The organism is Erwinia persicina NBRC 102418 (assembly GCF_001571305.1).
Classification (GTDB): domain Bacteria; phylum Pseudomonadota; class Gammaproteobacteria; order Enterobacterales; family Enterobacteriaceae; genus Erwinia; species Erwinia persicina.
The window spans coordinates 127,169-146,659 of record NZ_BCTN01000004.1 but is presented as its reverse complement, the minus strand read 5'-3'; the positions used below and the strand labels follow the sequence as shown (position 1 = coordinate 146,659).

General features: G+C 52.6%; 22 protein-coding genes and 3 tRNA genes. 11 read left to right on the top strand and 14 right to left on the bottom strand.

Features of this window, described 5'->3' with window-relative positions; translation table 11 throughout:
- Positions 1-10: 10 nt before the first annotated feature.
- Genes rutC through rutA form a run of 3 tightly spaced genes read right to left on the bottom strand, consistent with a single transcriptional unit; the run spans position 11 to position 2,262 of the window.
- On the bottom strand, positions 11-397 hold the full coding sequence (rutC, locus tag EPE01S_RS06585) for a pyrimidine utilization protein C (protein WP_062743807.1): 387 nt from the start codon (positions 395-397) through the stop codon (positions 11-13).
- A 27-nt stretch (positions 398-424) separates the two neighbouring features.
- Complete coding sequence (rutB, locus tag EPE01S_RS06580; RefSeq protein ID WP_062743806.1) at positions 425-1,171, bottom strand: pyrimidine utilization protein B; 747 nt, start codon at positions 1,169-1,171, stop codon at positions 425-427.
- The gene (gene rutA, locus EPE01S_RS06575; RefSeq protein WP_062743805.1) at positions 1,171-2,262 is read right to left on the bottom strand and encodes a pyrimidine utilization protein A; all 1,092 of its coding nucleotides are present in this window, start codon (positions 2,260-2,262) and stop codon (positions 1,171-1,173) included. The genes rutB and rutA overlap by 1 nt, the downstream gene beginning before the upstream one ends.
- A 286-nt stretch (positions 2,263-2,548) precedes the next feature.
- Between rutA and rutR the strand changes: the two genes are divergently transcribed.
- Together rutR and EPE01S_RS06565 are read left to right on the top strand one after the other, a co-directional pair.
- Entirely contained in the window at positions 2,549-3,214 is a 666-nt protein-coding gene (gene rutR, locus EPE01S_RS06570; protein ID WP_062743804.1) for an HTH-type transcriptional regulator RutR, read from the top strand.
- A gap of 25 nt (positions 3,215-3,239) precedes the next feature.
- Positions 3,240-4,220, top strand: a complete 981-nt coding sequence (locus EPE01S_RS06565; protein WP_062743803.1) for a metal-dependent hydrolase — start codon at positions 3,240-3,242, stop codon at positions 4,218-4,220.
- Positions 4,221-4,259: 39 nt separating this feature from the next.
- Here the strand turns inward: EPE01S_RS06565 and cycA are convergent, their stop codons facing one another.
- Positions 4,260-5,654 carry a D-serine/D-alanine/glycine transporter gene (gene cycA / locus EPE01S_RS06560; protein WP_062743802.1) on the bottom strand — a complete coding sequence of 465 codons (1,395 nt, stop codon included), beginning with the start codon at positions 5,652-5,654 and terminating at the stop codon, positions 4,260-4,262.
- A gap of 199 nt (positions 5,655-5,853) precedes the next feature.
- Between cycA and EPE01S_RS06555 the strand changes: the two genes are divergently transcribed.
- The 3 genes from EPE01S_RS06555 to EPE01S_RS06545 all read left to right on the top strand — a co-directional run bounded on the left by EPE01S_RS06555 (position 5,854) and on the right by EPE01S_RS06545 (position 8,951).
- Positions 5,854-6,552 carry an extensin-like domain-containing protein gene (locus EPE01S_RS06555; RefSeq protein ID WP_062743801.1) on the top strand — a complete coding sequence of 233 codons (699 nt, stop codon included), beginning with the start codon at positions 5,854-5,856 and terminating at the stop codon, positions 6,550-6,552.
- 920 nt (positions 6,553-7,472) lie between these two features.
- Entirely contained in the window at positions 7,473-8,195 is a 723-nt protein-coding gene (locus tag EPE01S_RS06550) for an autoinducer binding domain-containing protein (protein ID WP_062743800.1), read from the top strand.
- 129 nt (positions 8,196-8,324) lie between these two features.
- Positions 8,325-8,951, top strand: coding sequence for an acyl-homoserine-lactone synthase (locus tag EPE01S_RS06545; protein WP_062743799.1), 627 nt, complete (start codon positions 8,325-8,327; stop codon positions 8,949-8,951).
- Here EPE01S_RS06545 and EPE01S_RS06540 read toward each other — a convergent pair.
- A complete protein-coding gene (locus tag EPE01S_RS06540; RefSeq protein WP_062743798.1) occupies positions 8,948-9,286 on the bottom strand; it encodes a GlpM family protein in 339 nt (112 codons plus the stop codon). The two genes, EPE01S_RS06545 and EPE01S_RS06540, sit on opposite strands and share 4 nt — an antisense overlap.
- A gap of 95 nt (positions 9,287-9,381) precedes the next feature.
- On the bottom strand, positions 9,382-9,606 hold the full coding sequence (locus tag EPE01S_RS06535) for a DUF2594 family protein (protein ID WP_062743797.1): 225 nt from the start codon (positions 9,604-9,606) through the stop codon (positions 9,382-9,384).
- A gap of 492 nt (positions 9,607-10,098) precedes the next feature.
- Between EPE01S_RS06535 and uvrY the strand changes: the two genes are divergently transcribed.
- The 6 genes from uvrY to EPE01S_RS06505 all read left to right on the top strand — a co-directional run bounded on the left by uvrY (position 10,099) and on the right by EPE01S_RS06505 (position 13,671).
- Entirely contained in the window at positions 10,099-10,758 is a 660-nt protein-coding gene (gene uvrY / locus EPE01S_RS06530) for a UvrY/SirA/GacA family response regulator transcription factor (RefSeq protein WP_062743796.1), read from the top strand.
- The gene (uvrC, locus tag EPE01S_RS06525) at positions 10,751-12,583 is read left to right on the top strand and encodes an excinuclease ABC subunit UvrC (protein WP_062743795.1); all 1,833 of its coding nucleotides are present in this window, start codon (positions 10,751-10,753) and stop codon (positions 12,581-12,583) included. Before uvrY ends, uvrC begins: the two co-directional genes overlap by 8 nt.
- Positions 12,584-12,654: 71 nt before the next feature.
- A complete protein-coding gene (pgsA, locus tag EPE01S_RS06520; protein WP_062743794.1) occupies positions 12,655-13,203 on the top strand; it encodes a CDP-diacylglycerol--glycerol-3-phosphate 3-phosphatidyltransferase in 549 nt (182 codons plus the stop codon).
- A 174-nt stretch (positions 13,204-13,377) separates the two neighbouring features.
- Positions 13,378-13,453 (top strand) — tRNA-Gly (locus EPE01S_RS06515).
- A gap of 46 nt (positions 13,454-13,499) precedes the next feature.
- Positions 13,500-13,573: transfer RNA gene (locus EPE01S_RS06510), tRNA-Cys, on the top strand.
- Between the two features lie 12 nt (positions 13,574-13,585).
- Positions 13,586-13,671: transfer RNA gene (locus EPE01S_RS06505), tRNA-Leu, on the top strand.
- Between the two features lie 127 nt (positions 13,672-13,798).
- Here the strand turns inward: EPE01S_RS06505 and EPE01S_RS06500 are convergent.
- The 8 genes from EPE01S_RS06500 to EPE01S_RS06465 form a co-directional block, all read right to left on the bottom strand.
- Positions 13,799-14,761, bottom strand: coding sequence for a KpsF/GutQ family sugar-phosphate isomerase (locus tag EPE01S_RS06500; protein WP_062743793.1), 963 nt, complete (start codon positions 14,759-14,761; stop codon positions 13,799-13,801).
- Positions 14,762-14,765: 4 nt separating this feature from the next.
- A complete protein-coding gene (srlR, locus tag EPE01S_RS06495) occupies positions 14,766-15,533 on the bottom strand; it encodes a glucitol operon DNA-binding transcriptional repressor SrlR (RefSeq protein WP_062743792.1) in 768 nt (255 codons plus the stop codon).
- A 90-nt stretch (positions 15,534-15,623) separates the two neighbouring features.
- Positions 15,624-15,986 (bottom strand): transcriptional regulator GutM, encoded by a 363-nt coding sequence (locus EPE01S_RS06490; protein WP_062743791.1) that lies wholly within the window; start codon positions 15,984-15,986, stop codon positions 15,624-15,626.
- Between the two features lie 47 nt (positions 15,987-16,033).
- Complete coding sequence (srlD, locus tag EPE01S_RS06485) at positions 16,034-16,813, bottom strand: sorbitol-6-phosphate dehydrogenase (RefSeq protein ID WP_062743790.1); 780 nt, start codon at positions 16,811-16,813, stop codon at positions 16,034-16,036.
- 12 nt (positions 16,814-16,825) lie between these two features.
- The gene (locus EPE01S_RS06480) at positions 16,826-17,194 is read right to left on the bottom strand and encodes a PTS glucitol/sorbitol transporter subunit IIA (protein ID WP_062743789.1); all 369 of its coding nucleotides are present in this window, start codon (positions 17,192-17,194) and stop codon (positions 16,826-16,828) included.
- 14 nt (positions 17,195-17,208) lie between these two features.
- Complete coding sequence (srlE, locus tag EPE01S_RS06475) at positions 17,209-18,201, bottom strand: PTS glucitol/sorbitol transporter subunit IIB (RefSeq protein WP_062743788.1); 993 nt, start codon at positions 18,199-18,201, stop codon at positions 17,209-17,211.
- 14 nt (positions 18,202-18,215) lie between these two features.
- Positions 18,216-18,764 carry a PTS glucitol/sorbitol transporter subunit IIC gene (gene srlA / locus EPE01S_RS06470; RefSeq protein WP_062743787.1) on the bottom strand — a complete coding sequence of 183 codons (549 nt, stop codon included), beginning with the start codon at positions 18,762-18,764 and terminating at the stop codon, positions 18,216-18,218.
- Positions 18,765-19,015: 251 nt separating this feature from the next.
- Positions 19,016-19,489 carry a GNAT family N-acetyltransferase gene (locus tag EPE01S_RS06465; protein WP_062743786.1) on the bottom strand — a complete coding sequence of 158 codons (474 nt, stop codon included), beginning with the start codon at positions 19,487-19,489 and terminating at the stop codon, positions 19,016-19,018.
- Positions 19,490-19,491 lie beyond the last annotated feature (2 nt).

Genomic DNA, 19,491 nt, shown 5'->3' with positions numbered 1-19,491 from the left:
AGTGAACGCCTTATTTTCCGATATGGGCTACGCTGGCAATTTCAATCAGCGCATCGGGTTTCACCAGACCGCACTGAATGCAGAAACGGGCCGGTTTTTCCCCCGGAAAATAGTCGGCATAGACCGCATTCACCGCTGCGTAGTGCTGCCAGTCGGTAATAAAAATGGAATTGAAGGTGACGTCTTCCATTTTGCCGCCTGCCGTTTCAATGACGCTTTTGATGGTTTCCAGCACGTGACGGGTCTGCGCGGCAGCATCGCCGACGTGAACCACGTTATTATCTTTATCGAATGGCAGGGTACCGGACACGTACACCACGCCGTCCGCCAGCGTGCCGGGAACAAAGGGGGCAATCGGGATGCCCGTGCCCGGCGGGGTGATAATGGTTTTTGGCATAACTGTTCTCCGTTAAATCAGCCAGGGTTAAGCTGTCTGGGGGATGGCTGCGTGTTCGGTTTGCAGTGCGTGACAGAAGCTAGCGACGTCAGAGACCCAGCCAAAGAAGGTTTCGATATTGAATATCGCTGCCTGCTGGACAAATTGCGGGCCAGCCTGGTAAGTCGCATCCTCCAGGACAATGCCGAAATACTCCAGGAAGAAGCCATCCCGCAGCGTTGATTCGACACAGACATTGGTCGCAATTCCGGTAAAGACCAGATGCCGGATGCCCCGGCTACGTAACATGCTGTCCAGCGCGGTATTGAAGAAGCCGCTATAGCGCGGTTTTGGCAGCACAATATCACCCGGCTGTGGCGTTAGCTGATCCACCAGTTCATAGTCCCAGCCGCCTTTTGCCAGCAGCGTGCCCTGAAGTTCCGGATTCTGGCGCATGGTTTTCAGGGCATTTGACTTATGCCAGTTCGGTGAGCCGGGGCCTCCCGCCTCAACGTACTGATCGTCCCAGCCATTCTGGAACCAGATCACCTGAATACCGGCGGCGCGTGCGGCGTTCACTGCCACGTTAATCCGATCGATCACCGGGCGGGTCGCCGACACGTCAAAGCCGGCCAGATCAAGGTAGCCACCGGGTGTGGCATAGGCGTTTTGCATGTCAACGACAATCAGGGCCGTCTGTTCCGGTGGGAAGACAATGGCCTCCGGACGAGCGGGCAGGGTGAGGGTGTGATGTGTTGAGGTGGTAGAGCAGACCACGGCCGGTTTATGAGTCATTACGCCACCTCCCGCGCAGCTTCAATAATTCCTGCGCGACACTGCATCAGCGGCTGAATGCGCTCACCAAAGTTTTCAATACCCTGCAGGAAGTCATCAAAGGTCAGCAGCACGCCCTGCGTCCCCTCCACCGTGGCCACGTCGTCCAGCATGCGCGCAACGTTCGCATAAGAACCGACAAGAGTGCCCATATTGATGTTGACGGCGGACGTCGGGTCGGCCATCTGGCGTACGTTGGTATCACTGCCGGAGCGTTTATCCTGTTGACTCTGTGTGGTCAGCCACGACAGAGCATCTTCATCGGCACCTGCCTTGTAGTGTTCCCATTTCGCCCGTGCGGCCTCGTCGGTTTCATCAGCGATGATCATAAACAGAACATAGGAACCGACATCGCGCCCCTGCGCATCTGCCGCAGTCTTCATGCGTGCCGCTGTCGGAGCGAATGCCGTCGGGGTATTCACGCCCTTGCCAAAGCAGAAGTTATAGTCGGCGTGTTTTGCTGAAAATTCCATGCCCGCGTCGCTCTGGCCGGCGCAGATCACCTTCATCGGCTTCTGTGGCTGCGGACTGAGGCGGCAGTCGTTCATGGTGAAGAATTCACCTTTGAGGTCGGATTTACCGTTGCCCCATAAATCGCGCAGTACGCTGACGTATTCAGTGAGGTAGTCGTAGCGACGCGAGAAATATTCATCGCCGGGCCACAGGCCCATCTGATCATATTCCGGTTTCTGCCAGCCAGTGACCAGGTTGACGCCGAAGCGGCCGCCGGAGATGGAATCGATGGTGGATGCCATGCGGGCTACAATCGCTGGCGGCAGCGTCAGGGTGGCGGCCGTCGCATAAATTTCAATGCGCGAGGTGACGGCGGCCAGCCCGGCCATCAGCGTGAAGGATTCCAGGTTATGATCCCAGAACTCCGTTTTGCCACCGAAGCCACGCAGCTTGATCATCGACAGCGCGAAGTCGAAATGATAGTGCTCGGCTTTCTGTACGATGGCTTTGTTGAGTTCAAAGGTCGGCATGTACTGCGGCGCATTGTTGGAGATCAGCCAGCCGTTGTTACCGATAGGGATAAAAACACCAATTTTCATAAGTCATCCTCTGCGTAAGTGAAAGTGCAAACCCCGGCGCTGCCGTGCTTCCCGCACTTTCCATTGAAGCGGCGCTACAGATTGGATTGCAAACGCTGTGCCACTTTAAAAAATGCAATAAATACAGTAGGTTGGTTTTTTATTATTGATTCAGGCTGGACTGAAGGGTCCATTTCAGACCAGTTGGTAAAAAAGGTGCACGGAAAGCAGGCAGGGATGGTCAATAAAAGTGCATGCGCGTGATTAGGTATGCGCCAGGTGATTTGTTATCATCCCCGCACCCCACATGGATCATGGAGTCACGGTGAAGTCAGCTGATAAATTACCGGCTAAAACCCCGACGCGGCGTTCGCGTGCGGTGGCAGCAAAGCGTTCCGCTATTCTTTCTGCGGCCCTGGAATATTTTTCGCAGTTTGGCATTCACGGCACCAGCCTGGATAAAGTGGCTGAGCGTGCTGATGTGTCCAAAACCAATCTGCTTTATTACTTCCCCTCAAAAGAAGAGCTCTATATCGCGGTACTGAAAGACCTGCTGGACGTCTGGCTGGCTCCGCTGCGCGCTCTGCGCCATGACCAGCATCCGCTTGAAGCGATACGTGACTATATCCGTCTGAAGCTGGAAGTGTCCCGCGATCATCCTCAGGCTTCACGCCTGTTTTGCATGGAGATGCTGCAGGGGGCTCCGTTGCTGAAAGCTGAACTTGCCGGCGATTTACGTCATCTGGTTGAAGATAAGGCGACGGTGATCGAAACCTGGGTGCAGGAGGGCAAACTGGCCGCTGTGCAGCCGAACCATCTTATTTTTATGCTGTGGGCAACCACTCAGCACTATGCGGATTTTGCTACCCAGGTGGAGGCGATCACCGGACAGACCCTGAACGATGAGTCTTTCTTTAACCAGACGGTCGACAATGTCCAGCGCATGGTGATTGAAGGTATCCGCGTACGCTAACGCCAGTGACACACAGGAAAGGATGATGGATTCTGTTTCACAACTTTTACTTGGAGCCTCAGTGGCCGTCGCGGTCATGGGACGCAAGGTTCCGGTATGGCAGGCCGTTACCGTCGGGGCCGTGTGTGGCACGCTCCCCGACCTTGATGTCTTTATTGATCATGGCGATGCCATCCGTAATATGACTCTGCACCGGACCGAGAGTCATGCACTCTTCTGGCTGACGCTGGTTTCCCCCGCTCTGGGCTGGCTGGTGTCGCGCCTGTGCCGTCAGCCACAAATGTTTCCCCGATGGTGGGGGGCAGTATGGCTGGCGTTGATCACCCATCCGTTACTTGACCTGACAACCGTATATGGTACCCAGCTAGCGCTGCCTTTTACCGATAGGCCTTTTGCTATCGGCAGTATGTTTATTATCGACCCTCTGTATACGCTGCCCCTGTTGGTCGGGGTGATTGCCGCCCTCGTTTGGCGACAAACCCGTGGCTACCGCTGGAACAGTCTGGGACTGGGGCTGAGTAGCCTCTATCTGCTGTGGAGCATGGTGGCGCAGGGGTGGGTGACGCATCAGATTGAGCAACAGCTGGCCCAGCGGGAAGAACGCGTGTTGCGGTTGCTGGTGACACCCACTGCCTTTAATACACTCCAGTGGCGTGTCGTGGTGATGACCGCCGATCATTATCAGGAGGGGTTTTATTCCCTGCTCAATGCCGATCACCCCCTGGCGTTGACGAAGCACGATAATGGTCGGGCTTTGTACCAGCAGTTCAGCACTAACTGGTATGTGCAGCGCGTGGCGTGGTTCAGCCGGGGTTTTTATGCCATGAAGCGGGTGGGTGAGCATATTACCATTACTGATTTGAGGATGGGGGAAGAACCGAATTACAGTTTTACGTTTGATCTGGGGCCGGAACCGTTAAAAAACGGGCCGTTTAAACCGGAGAGAGTCAGTGTACAGCGCCCGCCGTTAGGGCAGGCGTTGCATAAGCTGTGGTCGCGTTTTTAAAAAACGATGCGGGCCAGGAGGGAATCTGACCCGTTTTGATTAGGCGGTTTTACGTTTGCGCAGGAACCAGCCCACAGCCAGCAGGATAAACCACAGTGGGGTGACCATCAGTGCCTGACGGGTATCCTCCTCCAGCGTTAAGAGCACCAGCACGAAGGCAAAGAAGGCCATACAAACCCAGCACATAAACTTGCCCAGCGGCATCTTATAGGCTGACTCACCATGACGTTCCGGATGCTTCTTACGGTAGGCAAGATAGGAACAGAGAATAATCGTCCAGACAAACATAAACAGGATCGCTGATACCGTGGTGACCAGGGTGAATACGGTCATCACGTTAGGGATCAGGTAAATCAGCGCGACGCCACCCAACAGACAAAGGCAGGAGAAGAACAGGCCCGTAGTCGGCACCGCACGGCGTGATAGCAGACCAAAGCGACGATGCGCGACGCCCTGTTGCGCCAGGCCATAGAGCATACGGCTGGTGGAGAAGATACCGCTGTTGGCGGATGAGGCTGCTGATGTCAGCACCACGAAGTTAACGATACTGGCCGCTGCCGGTAAACCAATCAATACGAACATTTCAACAAACGGGCTGCGATCCGCTACGACCTGATCCCACGGCGTGACAGCCATGATCACCATCAGCGACAGGACGTAAAACATAATAATACGCAGTGGAATGGCATTAATCGCACGCGGCAGTACGGTTCTCGGATTATGTGTTTCCGCCGCGGCGGTACCCACCAGTTCAATGCCGACAAAAGCAAACACCGCAATCTGGAAGCCAGCAAAGAAGCCGCTTAACCCTTTCGGAAACATGCCGCCGTGATCCCAGATATTACTGAGCGATGCCGTACCGCCACCTGGTGAAGGGTAGTGCATCGCTACCAGCACAATGCCAGTGGCGATCAGCGCCACGATGGCGACGATTTTAATAATCGCGAACCAGAACTCCATCTCTCCGAACAGTTTTACCGTGGCGATGTTCAGCGTCAGGAACACGACGATACAGAGCAGGGCGCTCATCCATATCGAGAAGTCCGGGAACCAGAGTTGAAAATAGGAGCTGATGGCAACAACGTCGGCAATGCCGGTGACCACCCAGCAGAACCAGTAGGTCCAGCCGGTGAAATAACCTGCCCAGGGACCCAGTAGATCGGCCGCAAAGTCGCTGAACGATTTATATTCCAGATTGGAAAGCAGTAGCTCACCCATCGCCCGCATCACGAAGAACAGCATAAAACCGATGATCATATAGACGAAGATGATTGACGGTCCGGCGAGGCTAATGGTTTTTCCAGATCCCATAAACAGACCCGTACCGATAGCCCCGCCGATGGCGATAAGCTGAATATGACGATTATGCAAATTACGCTGGAGCGATACCGGCTCGTCTGCGGAGGCAACGGCCTCTTTTGATTGATCAACCATTACGGATTTCCTGTCGTGTGTTGATGAGACGAAAGCTCTGATGGCTTTTCTGATGTCTGATGTTGTTGAGGTTAGTACGATCAAGAGCTTAACGTAAAAAACGGGCTGAGAAAGCAAAATTGCAGCTAAACTGCGTTTAGTGTGCATTGCTTGCTTAAAAACCCGGCTGCGCTTGTTGGTTTAATCAATGGAGGGGGAGATGAAGCGATTAATCTTGCTGGGGATCGTGCTTCTGCTCTGTTGGGGAGGGGTAAAAGTCATCCTGCCTGAATTACCCCCGCAGTGGGATCCCTTTAGGCCGCTGTCCGTGACCGATGCGCCGACGCTGGTGACGCGCTATAAGCTAAAGCAGTTGGCCACCGATCCTGACGCCTGCCTGGCGGTGCTGCAGCAGGCCCAGGCGAAAGGCTACATCAGTTTTACCCGCCCGGGTTCGCAGAGTGGCCAGTGCCCCCTCGTCGACCCGGTCAGAATCACGCGCTTTGGCGATGTGACGCTTAGCGGCTCCTTTCTCAGCAGTTGTGCGCTGGCCGTCAGCAGCACCATGATGGTTACACAGACGCTGAAACCGCTCGCTGCCAGCGAACTGGGCTCACCGCTGGTGCGTATCGATCATTTCGGCAGCTTCGCCTGCCGGAATATTTACCATCGCGCCCAGGGAAGGTTAAGTGAACATGCCACGGCGGAAGCCTGGGATATCAGTGGGTTTCGTTTGCAAAACGGCAGGCGTATCAGCGTGCTCAATCACTGGTCAGAAGAGAGCGACCGTGGCCGCTGGCTGCACGCTGTCTTTGCCAGCAGCTGCCCGCTGTTTGGCACCGCACTGGGGCCGGATTATAACGCGGCCCATGCTAACCATTTCCATTTTGGTATGCGTAGCTTCGGCCTCTGCCGTTGAGGGCTGGCTGCGCACGTTTTCTTCCTGGCAAAATGTCATGCAGGACTGAATAAAATACATCCCCGCCAGGAGACGCCGGGCGCTGCTGAATAAAGGCGCTTTCCTGTGTACCTGCCTGCCGGGTTGAAAAGGATCGCGGTACTCCCTATATAAGAGTTCAATCATGGCATCAATAAAACGCGTGGGTTTCTCACGACGTTGCTGAAAAAAATGAGCAGAAAACCGGAGCCTGACGTTCGAAATAATAACATCAGGGCCGCGTTCAGCCCTGTATATCATCAATGAGATGTGCTTCTGTGTGCCCGCGCCTTTTGCTCATGTTGATGCCCAGCCAGGCTGTTCCGCCGACAGTTGAAAAGGGGACTACGGACGCAGGAAAAGCCAGCGCAATCCCTTGCAAAGATTGTGGAGTTGTCTGATGTTCATTCATGCAGATTAATCTATGCTAGGAAACTCAAACGGCAAAGATTCGCAGGCATTTTCTATTAGTATCAGTGCATTTCGGCTGTCGATGTCACCCCGGTGTGCAGATTGAACAGCGTTTTGTAGGGTAATAGTGAAGAAATATTATATGTATTACTAAGGACATTTAAGTCAAAATTATTGAATGTTTATAGGAAAAATCCTATTCTAGGCGGGTGTGGTGAGGGTTGTGTTAAATCGATGTATCTTGTTGACAGTGCTGAAACACAAAGATAATTAATGGGGCGAAGAGTCTGTGTCGTTTTTCCAGGCTTATTTTGCTCATTCTTTTCTGACTTCACAGTCAGTGACCGAAAACGTTAAAAATTGTGTTTCTGGAATAAGTATCAGACTAGTCAATGAGATATTTTGCGGTTTTATTCATTTGTATGCGACCGAAATCACCATAACAATGATAATCAGGCGAGGTGTACCCGCCTTGCCCGGTTGAGGCGTTAATGACACCTGAAAGCTATTTCAGCTGGCGCTCCGAAATGCAATTTTCTTTTTGCAAAGGAAGCAATGTTGCTCATATTACCAGGATAATTGAACAACAGGCGAACGAGCTGGAATTCGATTTTTATGCACTTTTTATTCGACATCCGGTGCCTTTTACCCGGCCGAAAACTTTTTTTTACTGTAATTACCCGCAGAAGTGGGTTGAATATTATTTGCAGGAAAACTTTGCTCAGTCAGACCCGGTGTTGAAAAAATGTGGCTCACCAGGGGTAGTATGGCAGTGGACTGACGATGCGGCGGACAGCGGGCAGCAGGTTTTTGACGCGGCCAGGGAGCACGGTATTTATCAGGGCATTTCCTGCTCAGTGCTGGCAAAAAACAGAGCCATAGGAATATTATCGCTGTCTTCGGCGGATCCATCTAAAAATATGGCATTAACAACGGAAATGGAACTTAAACTCCAGTATATTTCGGAGCTGGCGATGGCAGCGCTCATCAAAGTGAATGATATTTCGATGTCGATCGCCAGCTTAGAATTAAGTGAAAGAGAACTTGAAATTCTTAAATGGACTGCAGAGGGAAAAACATCGGCTGAAATATCACTCATCCTTTCAATTTCTGAGAATACGGTTAATTTTCACCAAAAAAACATGCAAAAACGATTTAATGCACCGAACAAAACGCAAGTTGCCTCTTATGCAGCCGCAATCGGTTTAATCTGATAGCAGTTGCAACTACCAGATTTGGTAGTTTCGAATAACTAACTGGTTGTCTACCCTGCGCCCAGGGTAACAACCCTGCCCGAACCGTCAGGAGCGGCGCTCACGAGGGAATGCGACAGGGGATCAAAAATGAAGATTATCCAGACCAAGCTGAAGGACATGCCATCTTCGTTGTTGGCAGAATTAGGAAGTTACCGTTACAGCGTCTTCGCCAGAGGCGAAGGATGGTCGATTCCGTCACGCCTGAGCACACCGGGTCAGGAGTATGACCGCTACGATCGTTCAGATGTCATCTGGCTTATTGCCTGGACAGCACAGCACGGGATTTGTGGGTGTGCGCGGCTCATGGCCTGGCAGGATCCTGATAACAGCCGACTGGCGGCAGGCGGCGATCATCCCCGCATCGACAGTCACGTTGTCTGGGAGATGTCACGCTTTTCTGCTCGCCTGGAAATTGATGCCGAGCTGCCGCTTAATATTTTATGGCATGCGGTGCAGTTGGCGGAGCAGTCCGGCATCCAGTATCTTTTCAGCGCAGCAACGCCCATGCTTGAACAGATGTTTGAACATCATCAGGTCAATTATGACCTGCTGACACCGGGAATAATTCAGTCAGAAGATAATCTGTTTGCCGTCAAAATACCGGTAAAACAGCAGAATCTTGCGAATAAATTCCATGGTGCGCGCCGTTTCAGACCGGAAGAGGTTCTGCCAACATTGGGCGTCTCAGTGAGTTGGGGGCCGCGGGAACGTTAACCCTGCCATTTTGACCACAGCGCGATCAGCACCCACGCTGCCATGCTCCAACATAATACGGCTGCCAGCAGCGCCAGTGGCAGCCGCATTATGGTAATAAAATACCAGAGACTCAGCAGATAGATAAAATAGGGCAGGATCGCCCACATGCCGAAGATAATGGTGGTGCGCAGTGCTTCCATTCCCCGTTCGCTGCCTACGATATAATGAGCGATAAGAGCAAATGTGGGAAAAAGCGGGAGCAATCCGGCGAGATAGTAGTGACGCGTTTTTGACAGAATGCCAATCAGCACCACAATCAGCGCCCCTAATACTGCTTTGAAAAGTAAGGCCATTGTTTTTTTCTGTCAGTTAAAAACACTACGTTGTGTTAAAACCTCAAAAAATGCAATGGCCCTTTTTAACTGCGCAGGATCACCTCAGCCTGTGGCTACTGGCGATAAGCATGTTTGATCTGCTTCACCGTGTTGGTGAACACTTCTGCCTGTTTTTCGTCTTCCAGTCCGGCAATATAACGTTCCAGATTAATGATAACTTTACCTGCATCCGCCTGACCCATTCCTTTCAGCATCAGTGTGACCAGGGCTTTCATACAGGTCACTTCGTTGGCCAGTGCCTGCGCTTCTTCGCTGGTTGAAAAGTCGATCTCACTCATGATATCTCCCGTTGGTCTTTGAAAAACAGTGCTTGCGTTGCAAGCACCGATCACTAAAAAGTTGTCAGAAGTATATCATATCACGCCATCAGGAAATCACTGTTCTGCCAGGTGTTTCGGCTTAAGAAAAGTCTGTTTCATAACACAAAAATGCTGGCCAGAGCGTGAGGGAGAGAGTGTATTTTTACTATAAGTAAGGCGGTGGCAGCACGGGTATTACTAATGCGGGAAGTGAATGGCCTCAGGTTTTTTCATATTGTGCTGCCAGTTCTACTCATTATGTAAATATATATTGCCATAAGACGTTATTTCGGACGCCACCATTAGGTAGCAAATCGGGGCAATTTTATTCATATTTTACCCTATCAGTTGATAAAGGATACGGGTAAAGTTACCTATTATTTCTATTCTAACAGCTGTCAAAAAGTAGTAACATCACTGGCCTGCCGATATCACTTTCGTCACCTGCATTAGCCACTTAGGGAGCATCGTTTGATAAGCGTTTTTCTTGTTGATGACCACGAGCTGGTTCGCGCAGGTATTCGTCGTATCCTGGAAGATATTAAAGGGATCCAGGTCGTTGGTGAGGCGAACTGCGGCGAAGAGGCGGTTAAATGGTGTCGCGCTCACTGTGCGGATGTCGTACTGATGGATATGAATATGCCCGGTATTGGCGGCCTTGAAGCGACGCGCAAGATCATCCGTTATACGCCTGACTGCAAAATTATTATGTTAACCATCCACACTGAAAATCCCCTGCCAGCGAAAGTTATGCAGGCCGGCGCTTCTGGCTATCTCAGCAAAGGTGCCGCACCGCAGGAAGTGATCAGTGCAATTCGTTCGGTTAACGCGGGACAGCGCTATATCGCTTCTGATATTGCTCAGCAGATGGCACTCAGTCAGATTGAACCGCAAAAGACGGAATCGCCGTTTAGCTGTTTGTCGGAACGCGAATTGCAGATTATGCTGATGATAACAAAGGGGCAGAAAGTGACGGAAATTTCCGAACAGCTTAACCTGAGCCCTAAAACTGTTAATAGTTATCGCTATCGCATGTTCAGCAAACTGAATATTAGCGGTGATGTAGAGTTAACGCATTTGGCCATTCGTCATGGCCTGTTCAGCGCGGAGTCGTTAATCAGTAGTGAATGATCTGTTTGATGCAAAGAATTTCCTGAAAACCGTCACCAGCCAGCCGGGCGTTTACCGGATGTATGACGCTGGAGGGACGGTCATCTACGTTGGCAAAGCCAAAGACCTTAAAAAACGACTTTCCAGTTATTTTCGTGGAAACCTGGCCAGCCGTAAGACAGAGGCTCTGGTGGCCCTGATCTGCCATATCGATGTCACGGTTACCCATACGGAAACCGAAGCGCTGCTGCTGGAACATAACTATATTAAGCTCTACCAGCCTCGTTATAACGTGCTGCTGCGTGATGATAAGTCCTATCCCTATATTTTCCTCAGCGCAGACACGCATCCGCGTCTGGCCAGCCACCGCGGCGCTAAACACGCCAAAGGCGAGTATTTCGGGCCTTTCCCCAATGGCTATGCCGTGCGGGAAACCTTGTCCCTGCTGCAGAAAGTTTTCCCGGTACGTCAGTGTGAAAATAGTGTCTACCGCAACCGTTCGCGTCCGTGCCTCCAGTACCAGATTGGTCGCTGTCTTGGCCCTTGCGTAAAGGGGCTGGTGTCCGAAGAAGAGTATGCCCGCCAGATTGACTACGTCAGACTGTTCCTTTCTGGCAAAGATGATCAGGTGCTGAACCAGCTGGTTGGCCGCATGGAGCAGGCCAGCAAAGAGATGCGCTTTGAAGAGGCCGCCCGCCTGCGCGATCAGATCCAGGCCGTACGCCGCGTGACGGAAAAACAGTTTGTCTCCAATCAGGGCGACGATCTGGATGTCATCGGCGTGGCCTTCGACTCCGGAATGGCCTGTCTGCACGTTCTCTTTATTCGTCAGGGCAAGGTGCTGGGCAGCCGGAGCTACTTCCCGAAGGTGCCGGGCGGCACTGAGCTGGCAGAAGTGGTACAGACATTTGTCGGACAGTTCTATTTGCAGGGCAGCCAGGCGCGCACACTCCCCGCCGATATTCTTCTGGATTTCACCCTGCCCGAAAAAGATCTGCTGGCGGAGTCGCTGACCGAGCTGGCCGGACGGCGAATTGCCATCCAAAGCAAGCCGCGTGGCGATCGTGCCCGCTACCTGAAGCTGGCGCGCACCAATGCGGCTACCGCGCTGGTGACCCGGCTGGCACAGCACTCTACCATTCACCAGCGCCTGTCGGCGCTGGCCGACACGCTGAAGCTACCGGCTATCCGCCGTATGGAATGTTTTGATATCAGCCATACCATGGGTGAGCAGACAGTGGCTTCCTGTGTGGTGTTTGATGCCAACGGACCACTGCGCAGCGAATATCGCCGCTACAATATCACCGGTATTACCCCTGGCGATGACTATGCGGCGATGAACCAGGTGTTGCGCCGCCGTTATGGCAAGGCGCTGGAAGAGAATAAAATTCCTGACGTGATCCTCATCGACGGCGGCAAAGGCCAGCTGTCACAGGCGAAAGAGGTTTTTGCCGGCCTGGATGTTCCCTGGGATAAGCATCATCCTCTGTTACTGGGTGTAGCAAAAGGCACCGACCGTAAGGCCGGACTGGAAACGCTGTTCCTCGAACCGGAAGGGGAGGGGTTTTCCCTGCCGCCTGACTCACCGGCACTGCATGTTATCCAGCATATTCGTGACGACTCTCACAATCATGCAATTACAGGCCATCGTAATAAACGGGCTAAAGTGAAGAATACCAGCGCGCTGGAAACTATCGAAGGCATAGGCCCAAAACGTCGTCAGATGCTGCTGAAGTACATGGGGGGCCTGCAACCGCTGATGAATGCCTCGGTGGATGAAATTGCCAGCGTGCCGGGGATCTCGCACGGACTGGCGGAAAAAATCTTCCACGCGCTGAAACACTAAGCATTGCAACACCCGGGGCAATGTAGGAACATAGGGACAAATTCTACTCTGTCCAGACAGTTAGCGTAATTATGCCATTTAATATTCCGACCCTACTTACCCTGTTTCGCGTAGTCTTAATCCCGTTCTTTGTCCTGGCTTTTTACCTGCCATTTCAATGGGCTCCGCTGGCCTGTGGGCTGATTTTCATCTTCGCGGCAATTACCGACTGGTTTGATGGTTACCTTGCCCGTCGCTGGAAACAGACGACACAGTTTGGTGCGTTCCTCGATCCGGTGGCGGATAAAGTGATGGTGGCGATGGCGCTGGTGCTGGTGGCGGAGTACTTCCACTCCTGGTGGATCACGCTGCCGGCGGCGACGATGATCGCCCGTGAGATTATTATCTCTGCACTGCGCGAATGGATGGCAGAAATTGGCAAACGTAACAGCGTGGCCGTCTCCTGGATTGGTAAAGTCAAAACGACGGCGCAGATGCTGGCGCTGTTCGCGCTGCTATGGCACCCGAATCATCTTGTTGAAGGGATCGGCGTGGTGGCGTTATACATTGCCGCCGTGCTCACTTTCTGGTCAATGTTCCAGTATTTGAGCGCTGCACGCGGCGATTTGCTCGAACGGTGATCGAAGCGATTTAAAAAGCAGCAAACGGATGCGTTGTGAGGATAATTTGGTTGACTCATTCCTCCAGAACAGTAGAATGCAACGCATCGAAAGGCAGCTCAGACAGCCAGAAGATAAAGCAAATCAGCAAGTTCTGTCAGTATCATCTCAAACAGAATAAAACCTGATGGCAATGCGGGAATAGCTCAGTTGGTAGAGCACGACCTTGCCAAGGTCGGGGTCGCGAGTTCGAGTCTCGTTTCCCGCTCCAGATTACGTGATCAGAGATGACTCTCTGATGACAAAAAAGAATTAAAGGCGCGTTGGCAGAGTGGCCATGCTACGGATTGCAAATCCGTCTACCTCGGTTCGACTCCGGGACGCGCCTCCAATTAACACCCAAGCCCGGGTGGTGAAATCGGTAGACACAAGGGATTTAAAATCCCTCGGCTTATGGCTGTGTGGGTTCAAGTCCCACCCCGGGCACCATTTTAGAACTACCGATTAAAACGAATAAAAACAAGCAGTATGCAGTAATGTCGTAACCGCCCAAGGGCGGTTTTTTTGTGTCTGAATTTTTTTCCTGAGACATCATTTAAAGATGTCCTGGTTGGGCTTAGAGCCCCGCATCATGGATATCGTGCATTGCCAGGGCACCGACCACCCGGTTATCCTCCGACAGCACTGGTGCGGCAGAAATTTTCCTTTCATGGAACGCAGCCAGCGCTTCAGAGGCCAGTTGCGAAGGGGAAAGGCTGAAGCCCATGGGGGTCATTGCATCGACTATCGCCGCGGAAATCTGGCCACCTTTCAGCAGCCAGCGACGTAAATCACCATCACTGAATACGCCGCGCAGCCTACGGCCCCGGTCCGTTACCGCCACCAGACCCAGCCCTGTGCGCGTCAGTTCAAACAGAGCATCACTTATCAATGCGTCCTCCTGTACCTGGGCTATTTTCCCGCCATTGCGCATAATATCGCCGACCCGACAGAGCAGACGCGCGCCGAGACTGCCGGCTGGATGGGTACGCGCATAGTCATTCTCATCAAAATTACGTGCCTTCATCAGGGCGATGGCTATCGCATCCCCCATCATCAGGGTACAGACAGCAGAAGAGGTAGGGGCCAGGCCAAGCGGGCAGGCCTCACGTGACACTTCTACGTTAATCACGTGGTCAGCCTCCTGCGCCAGCGGTGAATCGGCATTGCCAGTAAAGGCAATGATCCCCACTGGCAGGGCGCGTAACAGTGGTATCATGCGGCGAAATTCGGCAGCGTGACCTGAGTAAGAGATCAGCACTACCACGTCGCCTGCGGCAATCATACCAAGATCACCATGCAGGGCTTCGGCGGGATGCACATAAAATGCAGGGGTTCCGGTGCTGGCCAGTGTAGCAGCGATTTTTTTTCCAATGTGGCCTGATTTACCCATGCCACTGACGATCACTTTTCCGCGGCAGGCTAGCATCATTGTGCAGGCATCCGCGAAAGCGTTACCAAGCCTGTCAGGCAGACTGACGATCTGATCGATCTCCGTCTGCAGCGTCTCTCGGGCTGCTTCGATCAATATTTCACGCATCAGGTTATTTATCTCCCGCGATAATCACATCAATGCCGCGATCACGCAGTTGTGCCGCCACATCATCAGCAATCCCGCTGTCTGTGATCAGTACATCTACCGAGTCGAGAGTGCATACCACATTTGGACTTTTGCGGCCAAATTTGGACGAGTCAACCAGCAGGATAATTTTTTGTGCCGCACGGCACATAGCCTGGCTGACACCGAACACTTCATTAAACGTCGTGACTCCGGCATTAAGGTCAACGCCGTCCGCTCCAATAAACAACTTGTCGAAGCTGAAATGGCTGAATGCGGCTTCCGCCAGACTACCGTGGAATGAAGCGGACGTGCCGCGATAGGTACCGCCTGGCATTAGAATCACCTGATCGTTATTGAGCTCAACCAGCTCGTTAACGATGGTCAGGCTGTTCGTCATCACAGTGATATTATTAAATTTAGCAAGGTGGGGGACCATCTGCTGCACGGTGCTGCCGGCGTCAAAAATAAGCGAATCACCTTCAGAAACCCACTGGGCTGCACGTGAGGCAATCTGTTTTTTCTTATCCGAGTTAATAAAGGTTTTCCTGTCGATAGGCTGGTCGCCATCGTCCCGGTTCAGCATAACGCCACCGTAAGTGCGGATCACTGCACCCTGCTGCTGGAGCAGAGAAAGGTCTTTGCGGATGGTGGTGCCTGTGGTGTCAAAGTAGGCACTCAGTTCTTCAACCGTAGTACGGCCTTTGCCCTGGAGGTATTCAAGTATCAGTGCTTGCCGCTGTATTGGTTTCATCCTGGTTTCCCTGTCGTAGGCCAATAGATTCCTTTCGTATTCGCACAAACAAAGCAAACAAGGAAGGGAAATCTTTCAAAATGAAAGATATCACCGTTTGTTTGTTATGGCCAATTCCAACGCCGTGCGCATGGCTTTATTGTGGGGATAAATGTGAGCTGGCACCAGGTTCTGAATATTCAGTCCGTTAAGGGCATCATCTGGGATGGGCTGAGAGAAGACGGTCAGCCCACGCATGACAAAGTTTCCCGTAATAATGTGGCGGCTGTCAACGCAGATAACCAGTACCGCCCGCGGTTTAAAGCGACCTGAAGAACGGCCAATCCCGATACGGCCCTCTGATGGAAGCTGCGTCAGGGCATGATTAAAACGTGACATCTGTAACCAGCCCAGGGCAATTTGTCCCAGCCAGGCGAAGCCTGCTACGCAGATAAACATATTCACTGAACTCATCGTGTTCTCCATTAAAAAACCGGCAGCGTTGTGCTGCCGGGAAGGTCTTAAAACATCACCTGGCCGCCGGTGATATTGATGGATTGCCCGGTACAATAGGCGGCTTTATCACTGGTATAAAACAGCAGAACGTTGAGCACATCCTGATAGTCACAGCCCCGCTTTAGCGGGACTTTATCGATGTAATATTGCTCCACGTCGTCCGGTTCAATCCCCAGTTTCTCGGCGTATTGTGGCAGCAGCGACTGGAACATCGGTGACTTAAGCAGATTGCCCAGCATCAGCGAATGAACGGTAATGCCGTACTCCGCCAGGTCAAGGGCCAGCGATTGTGTCAGGCCCACGCCGCCGAATTTAGCGGCGCTGTAGCCTGCATTATGTTTACTGCCCACTTTCCCCGATTTAGAGTTTATCTGGATAATCCTGCCGCCTGCACCGTCGCGGATCATCAGTCTGGCGAACTCCCTGGCACACAAGAAATAGCCCACCAGGTTGACCTGTAAAGACAAATCAAAATCGTTGAGCATAAACTGGGTGATCGGGGCTGCCCGCGCCACCCCGGCGCTGTAAACCAGCACATCGGCACGACCAAATGCCTCATCCACGGCACGAGCAAGCTCTGCCACACTTTCTTCTCCGGTGGCATCGACCTGAAAACCTGTCGCCACATTTTTTCCCTGCGCGCGATTAATTTCAGCCGCGATGGCTTGCGCATTACTGATATTGAGGTCCGCAACGGCAACTTTATAACCGTTTTCAGCAAGACCCTTACACAGGTAAGCACCCAGTGTCTGACCACCACCGATAACTACAGCAACCTGATCCATTGATTTCTCCTGTTAATGACTTAAAACACGAAACTTCTGACCCGGTTTAATGCCGGCTGGCACTCGGCCTGCAACATGCACTGTGCCAGGGGATTCGGCTGTGGTCGCACCATCAAACTTCACCGTGATATGGCCCAGTTCACGCAGATTGATATCGGCGACATCACCGACCGCTGTCACCGACCAGCTCTGTTCGCCGATGCTGAGCACACCACCTGCGACAATCGGAGTGTCGCCACGTTGTTCAGGTCGGTGGATAAAACAGTACTCCGCAACATCACTGGGGGCGCCTTCACCGAAGGTGATCAGGAAGTGGTCTTCAAGCGCTTCGATGGCACAGTCGCCAACGGCAATAAAGGTGGATTCATAGACAGTTTTCATCATCACTCCCTCAGTTACTGATAGATCAAGCCGGACACGGCCCATGCAAGCAGAACAGCCGGTGCACCGGTCAGGAAACGCCCGACCAGAACGGAAGGAACGCCAACACGCACGGTTTCCTGGCGCGCTTCCGCCAGTGAAAGTCCTACCGGGATAAAGTCACAGGCGGCCTGCGAATTGATGGCAAATAGCGCGGGCAGAGCCAGATGTGGTGGGATAGTGCCCTGGCCAATCTGTACGCCCACCAGCACGCCGATCACTTGTGCGATCACCGCACCAGGGCCGAGAAATGGCGACAGAAGAGGAAAGGAGCAGATCAGCGCCAGTGTGACGAGTCCAACCGGGCTGTTCGCCAGTGGCGTCAGGCCATGGGCGATAAAATCGCCGAGGCCGGACGCTATAATGATGCCGATCAGCGCTGATACGAAGGCCATAAAGGGCAGGATGGTTTTCAGAACCGTATCAATGGTTTCGCGCCCCGCCTGGAAAAAGACGGCGACGACAGACCCCATCCCCATGCCGACTTTCGCCAGCAGGCCATCACTTTGCTCAGTGATTTTCTTGCTGGTGTCATAGTCGGTGTGTTGAGTTAGCATCGGTTTTTCCTGTGGAAGGGAAACCTTTGGCGCGTCGCTGTTTTCCTCGGATGTGCGGATGTCACCAGGGCGTACACCGGACACATAGATATCTTCGGTAATAAACTGCGCCAGAGGGCCCGATTTACCGGTGGCATGAATATTGATGGTGGGGATACGTCGCTTTGGATACAGACCACAGCGCAGGGTGCCACCACAGTCAATGACTGCCACGCCGATCTCTTCAGCCGGTGGTTCGCCCTCTTTAAAGGCATCCACCGTCTCCCAGCCAGTCAGTTTGTGCAGGCGGTCAACGATGGCCGGACGAGTGCCAGCGGTGACGTAAACGATTTTTTTGCCCGGTGCTGGCACTAAAAATAAGGGACCACCCCAGCCGCTTTCGCCTTTATGAATTTCAATAATCTTAGCCATGATTCTCTCCGCTCTTATAAACGAACGTGACGGTCAAGTTGGATGTGCATTTTTCTTTCGAAAATGGAGGTGGTGAGATCGGTCACCCAGCCGCGGAAGAAGTTCATCACCATCCCGACCAGCAGATAGCTCACCGCCAGCGGGCCAAGTGGTAAGTTCAGGGTGGTCAGGCCGTTAGCAATACCGAGGTAAACGAAGAGCTCTCCTGGGTTGATATGAGGAAAAAGGCCGTTCATTGAGTGGCAGCTGTACGATGCAGAGGCGTAATAGCTCGGCTTGTACTTCTCAGGCATGAACCTGCCGAGGCTCAGTGTCATCGGGTTGCAGAAAACAAAGGTGCCAATCACTGGCAGCAGCAGATAGCGTGATACCGGGTTACCTGCGCAGCGCTGAGCCAGTTTCTCGATCCTTTTCTGACCCACAAAGACAATTAACGCATTCATTATCACTAGCAGGCTGATCAGCAGGGGGAGGATCCCTGTCACCATGCCGACAAAAACGTCCCCTCCTTTCTGGAAGAGCCCGATAAACCATTCGGCTCCGTGCGTAATGCTTTCAATCATGATGAAACCTCTTTACGTGGATAACAGTGGATATTGTTATTTTCTGTGAAAGCTAATCTAGCCCCTGAGGGGTTTATAAAAAACCACACTGATCACAAAATGAATGAATTATCTTTCAAATAAAAAGAAAAGATGAAAGATTTAGCCTTTCGTTTGTTCTTTTTTGCCGGCGGAACTGGCCGCCAGGCGAAAGGAGGAAAGAGAAAAGAGAAAGGAGGGAGATTCAATAGGCTAAAACCGGAGCAGGGGGGTTACGGTTCCTGTGTCAGCCAGCGCACCATCACCGTCACCCACTCTTCTGAAATCCAACGCTGTTCTACATCCTGCCAGCCAAGGCGCCGATAGAGGGCCTGCTGATCTGGCGTATACAGCCACAGCGCTTCCATCTGCTGGTCGGCAGCGCGGGCGATGCAGGCGTTAACCAGCGCCGATCCGACACCTTTACCGCGCCACTCGCGCGGGGTAAACACTTCTCCCAGCCAGAAACGGCGCTCCGGCCGGTCGTCCAGCTCGTACTCAATCACGCTGGCAGTGCCGGTCAGCGTCCCTTCGGCCGTTAAGGACACGAACGTGAAACTGCCGCTTTCATTTTGGTTACGCTCCAGCAGGCGTTGTTCAATCACAGGCAGCGAGGACCAGGCAGGAAAGTCTGACCATTCACTGTGCAGCAGACGGGCAATTTCACGGTGGCATTCAGGCTGCTGGCATAGCGGAAAAATGTGCATCA

Coding starts and splice junctions, on each gene's coding strand:
- rutC (WP_062743807.1), bottom strand. CDS start 397: ATGCCAAAAACCATTATCACCCCGCCGGGCACGGGCATCCCGATTGCC.
- rutB (WP_062743806.1), bottom strand. CDS start 1,171: ATGACTCATAAACCGGCCGTGGTCTGCTCTACCACCTCAACACATCAC.
- rutA (WP_062743805.1), bottom strand. CDS start 2,262: ATGAAAATTGGTGTTTTTATCCCTATCGGTAACAACGGCTGGCTGATC.
- rutR (WP_062743804.1), top strand. CDS start 2,549: ATGGATCATGGAGTCACGGTGAAGTCAGCTGATAAATTACCGGCTAAA.
- EPE01S_RS06565 (WP_062743803.1), top strand. CDS start 3,240: ATGGATTCTGTTTCACAACTTTTACTTGGAGCCTCAGTGGCCGTCGCG.
- cycA (WP_062743802.1), bottom strand. CDS start 5,654: ATGGTTGATCAATCAAAAGAGGCCGTTGCCTCCGCAGACGAGCCGGTA.
- EPE01S_RS06555 (WP_062743801.1), top strand. CDS start 5,854: ATGAAGCGATTAATCTTGCTGGGGATCGTGCTTCTGCTCTGTTGGGGA.
- EPE01S_RS06550 (WP_062743800.1), top strand. CDS start 7,473: ATGACACCTGAAAGCTATTTCAGCTGGCGCTCCGAAATGCAATTTTCT.
- EPE01S_RS06545 (WP_062743799.1), top strand. CDS start 8,325: ATGAAGATTATCCAGACCAAGCTGAAGGACATGCCATCTTCGTTGTTG.
- EPE01S_RS06540 (WP_062743798.1), bottom strand. CDS start 9,286: ATGGCCTTACTTTTCAAAGCAGTATTAGGGGCGCTGATTGTGGTGCTG.
- EPE01S_RS06535 (WP_062743797.1), bottom strand. CDS start 9,606: ATGAGTGAGATCGACTTTTCAACCAGCGAAGAAGCGCAGGCACTGGCC.
- pgsA (WP_062743794.1), top strand. CDS start 12,655: ATGCCATTTAATATTCCGACCCTACTTACCCTGTTTCGCGTAGTCTTA.
- EPE01S_RS06500 (WP_062743793.1), bottom strand. CDS start 14,761: ATGCGTGAAATATTGATCGAAGCAGCCCGAGAGACGCTGCAGACGGAG.
- srlR (WP_062743792.1), bottom strand. CDS start 15,533: ATGAAACCAATACAGCGGCAAGCACTGATACTTGAATACCTCCAGGGC.
- EPE01S_RS06490 (WP_062743791.1), bottom strand. CDS start 15,986: ATGAGTTCAGTGAATATGTTTATCTGCGTAGCAGGCTTCGCCTGGCTG.
- srlD (WP_062743790.1), bottom strand. CDS start 16,813: ATGGATCAGGTTGCTGTAGTTATCGGTGGTGGTCAGACACTGGGTGCT.
- EPE01S_RS06480 (WP_062743789.1), bottom strand. CDS start 17,194: ATGAAAACTGTCTATGAATCCACCTTTATTGCCGTTGGCGACTGTGCC.
- srlE (WP_062743788.1), bottom strand. CDS start 18,201: ATGGCTAAGATTATTGAAATTCATAAAGGCGAAAGCGGCTGGGGTGGT.
- srlA (WP_062743787.1), bottom strand. CDS start 18,764: ATGATTGAAAGCATTACGCACGGAGCCGAATGGTTTATCGGGCTCTTC.
- EPE01S_RS06465 (WP_062743786.1), bottom strand. CDS start 19,489: ATGCACATTTTTCCGCTATGCCAGCAGCCTGAATGCCACCGTGAAATT.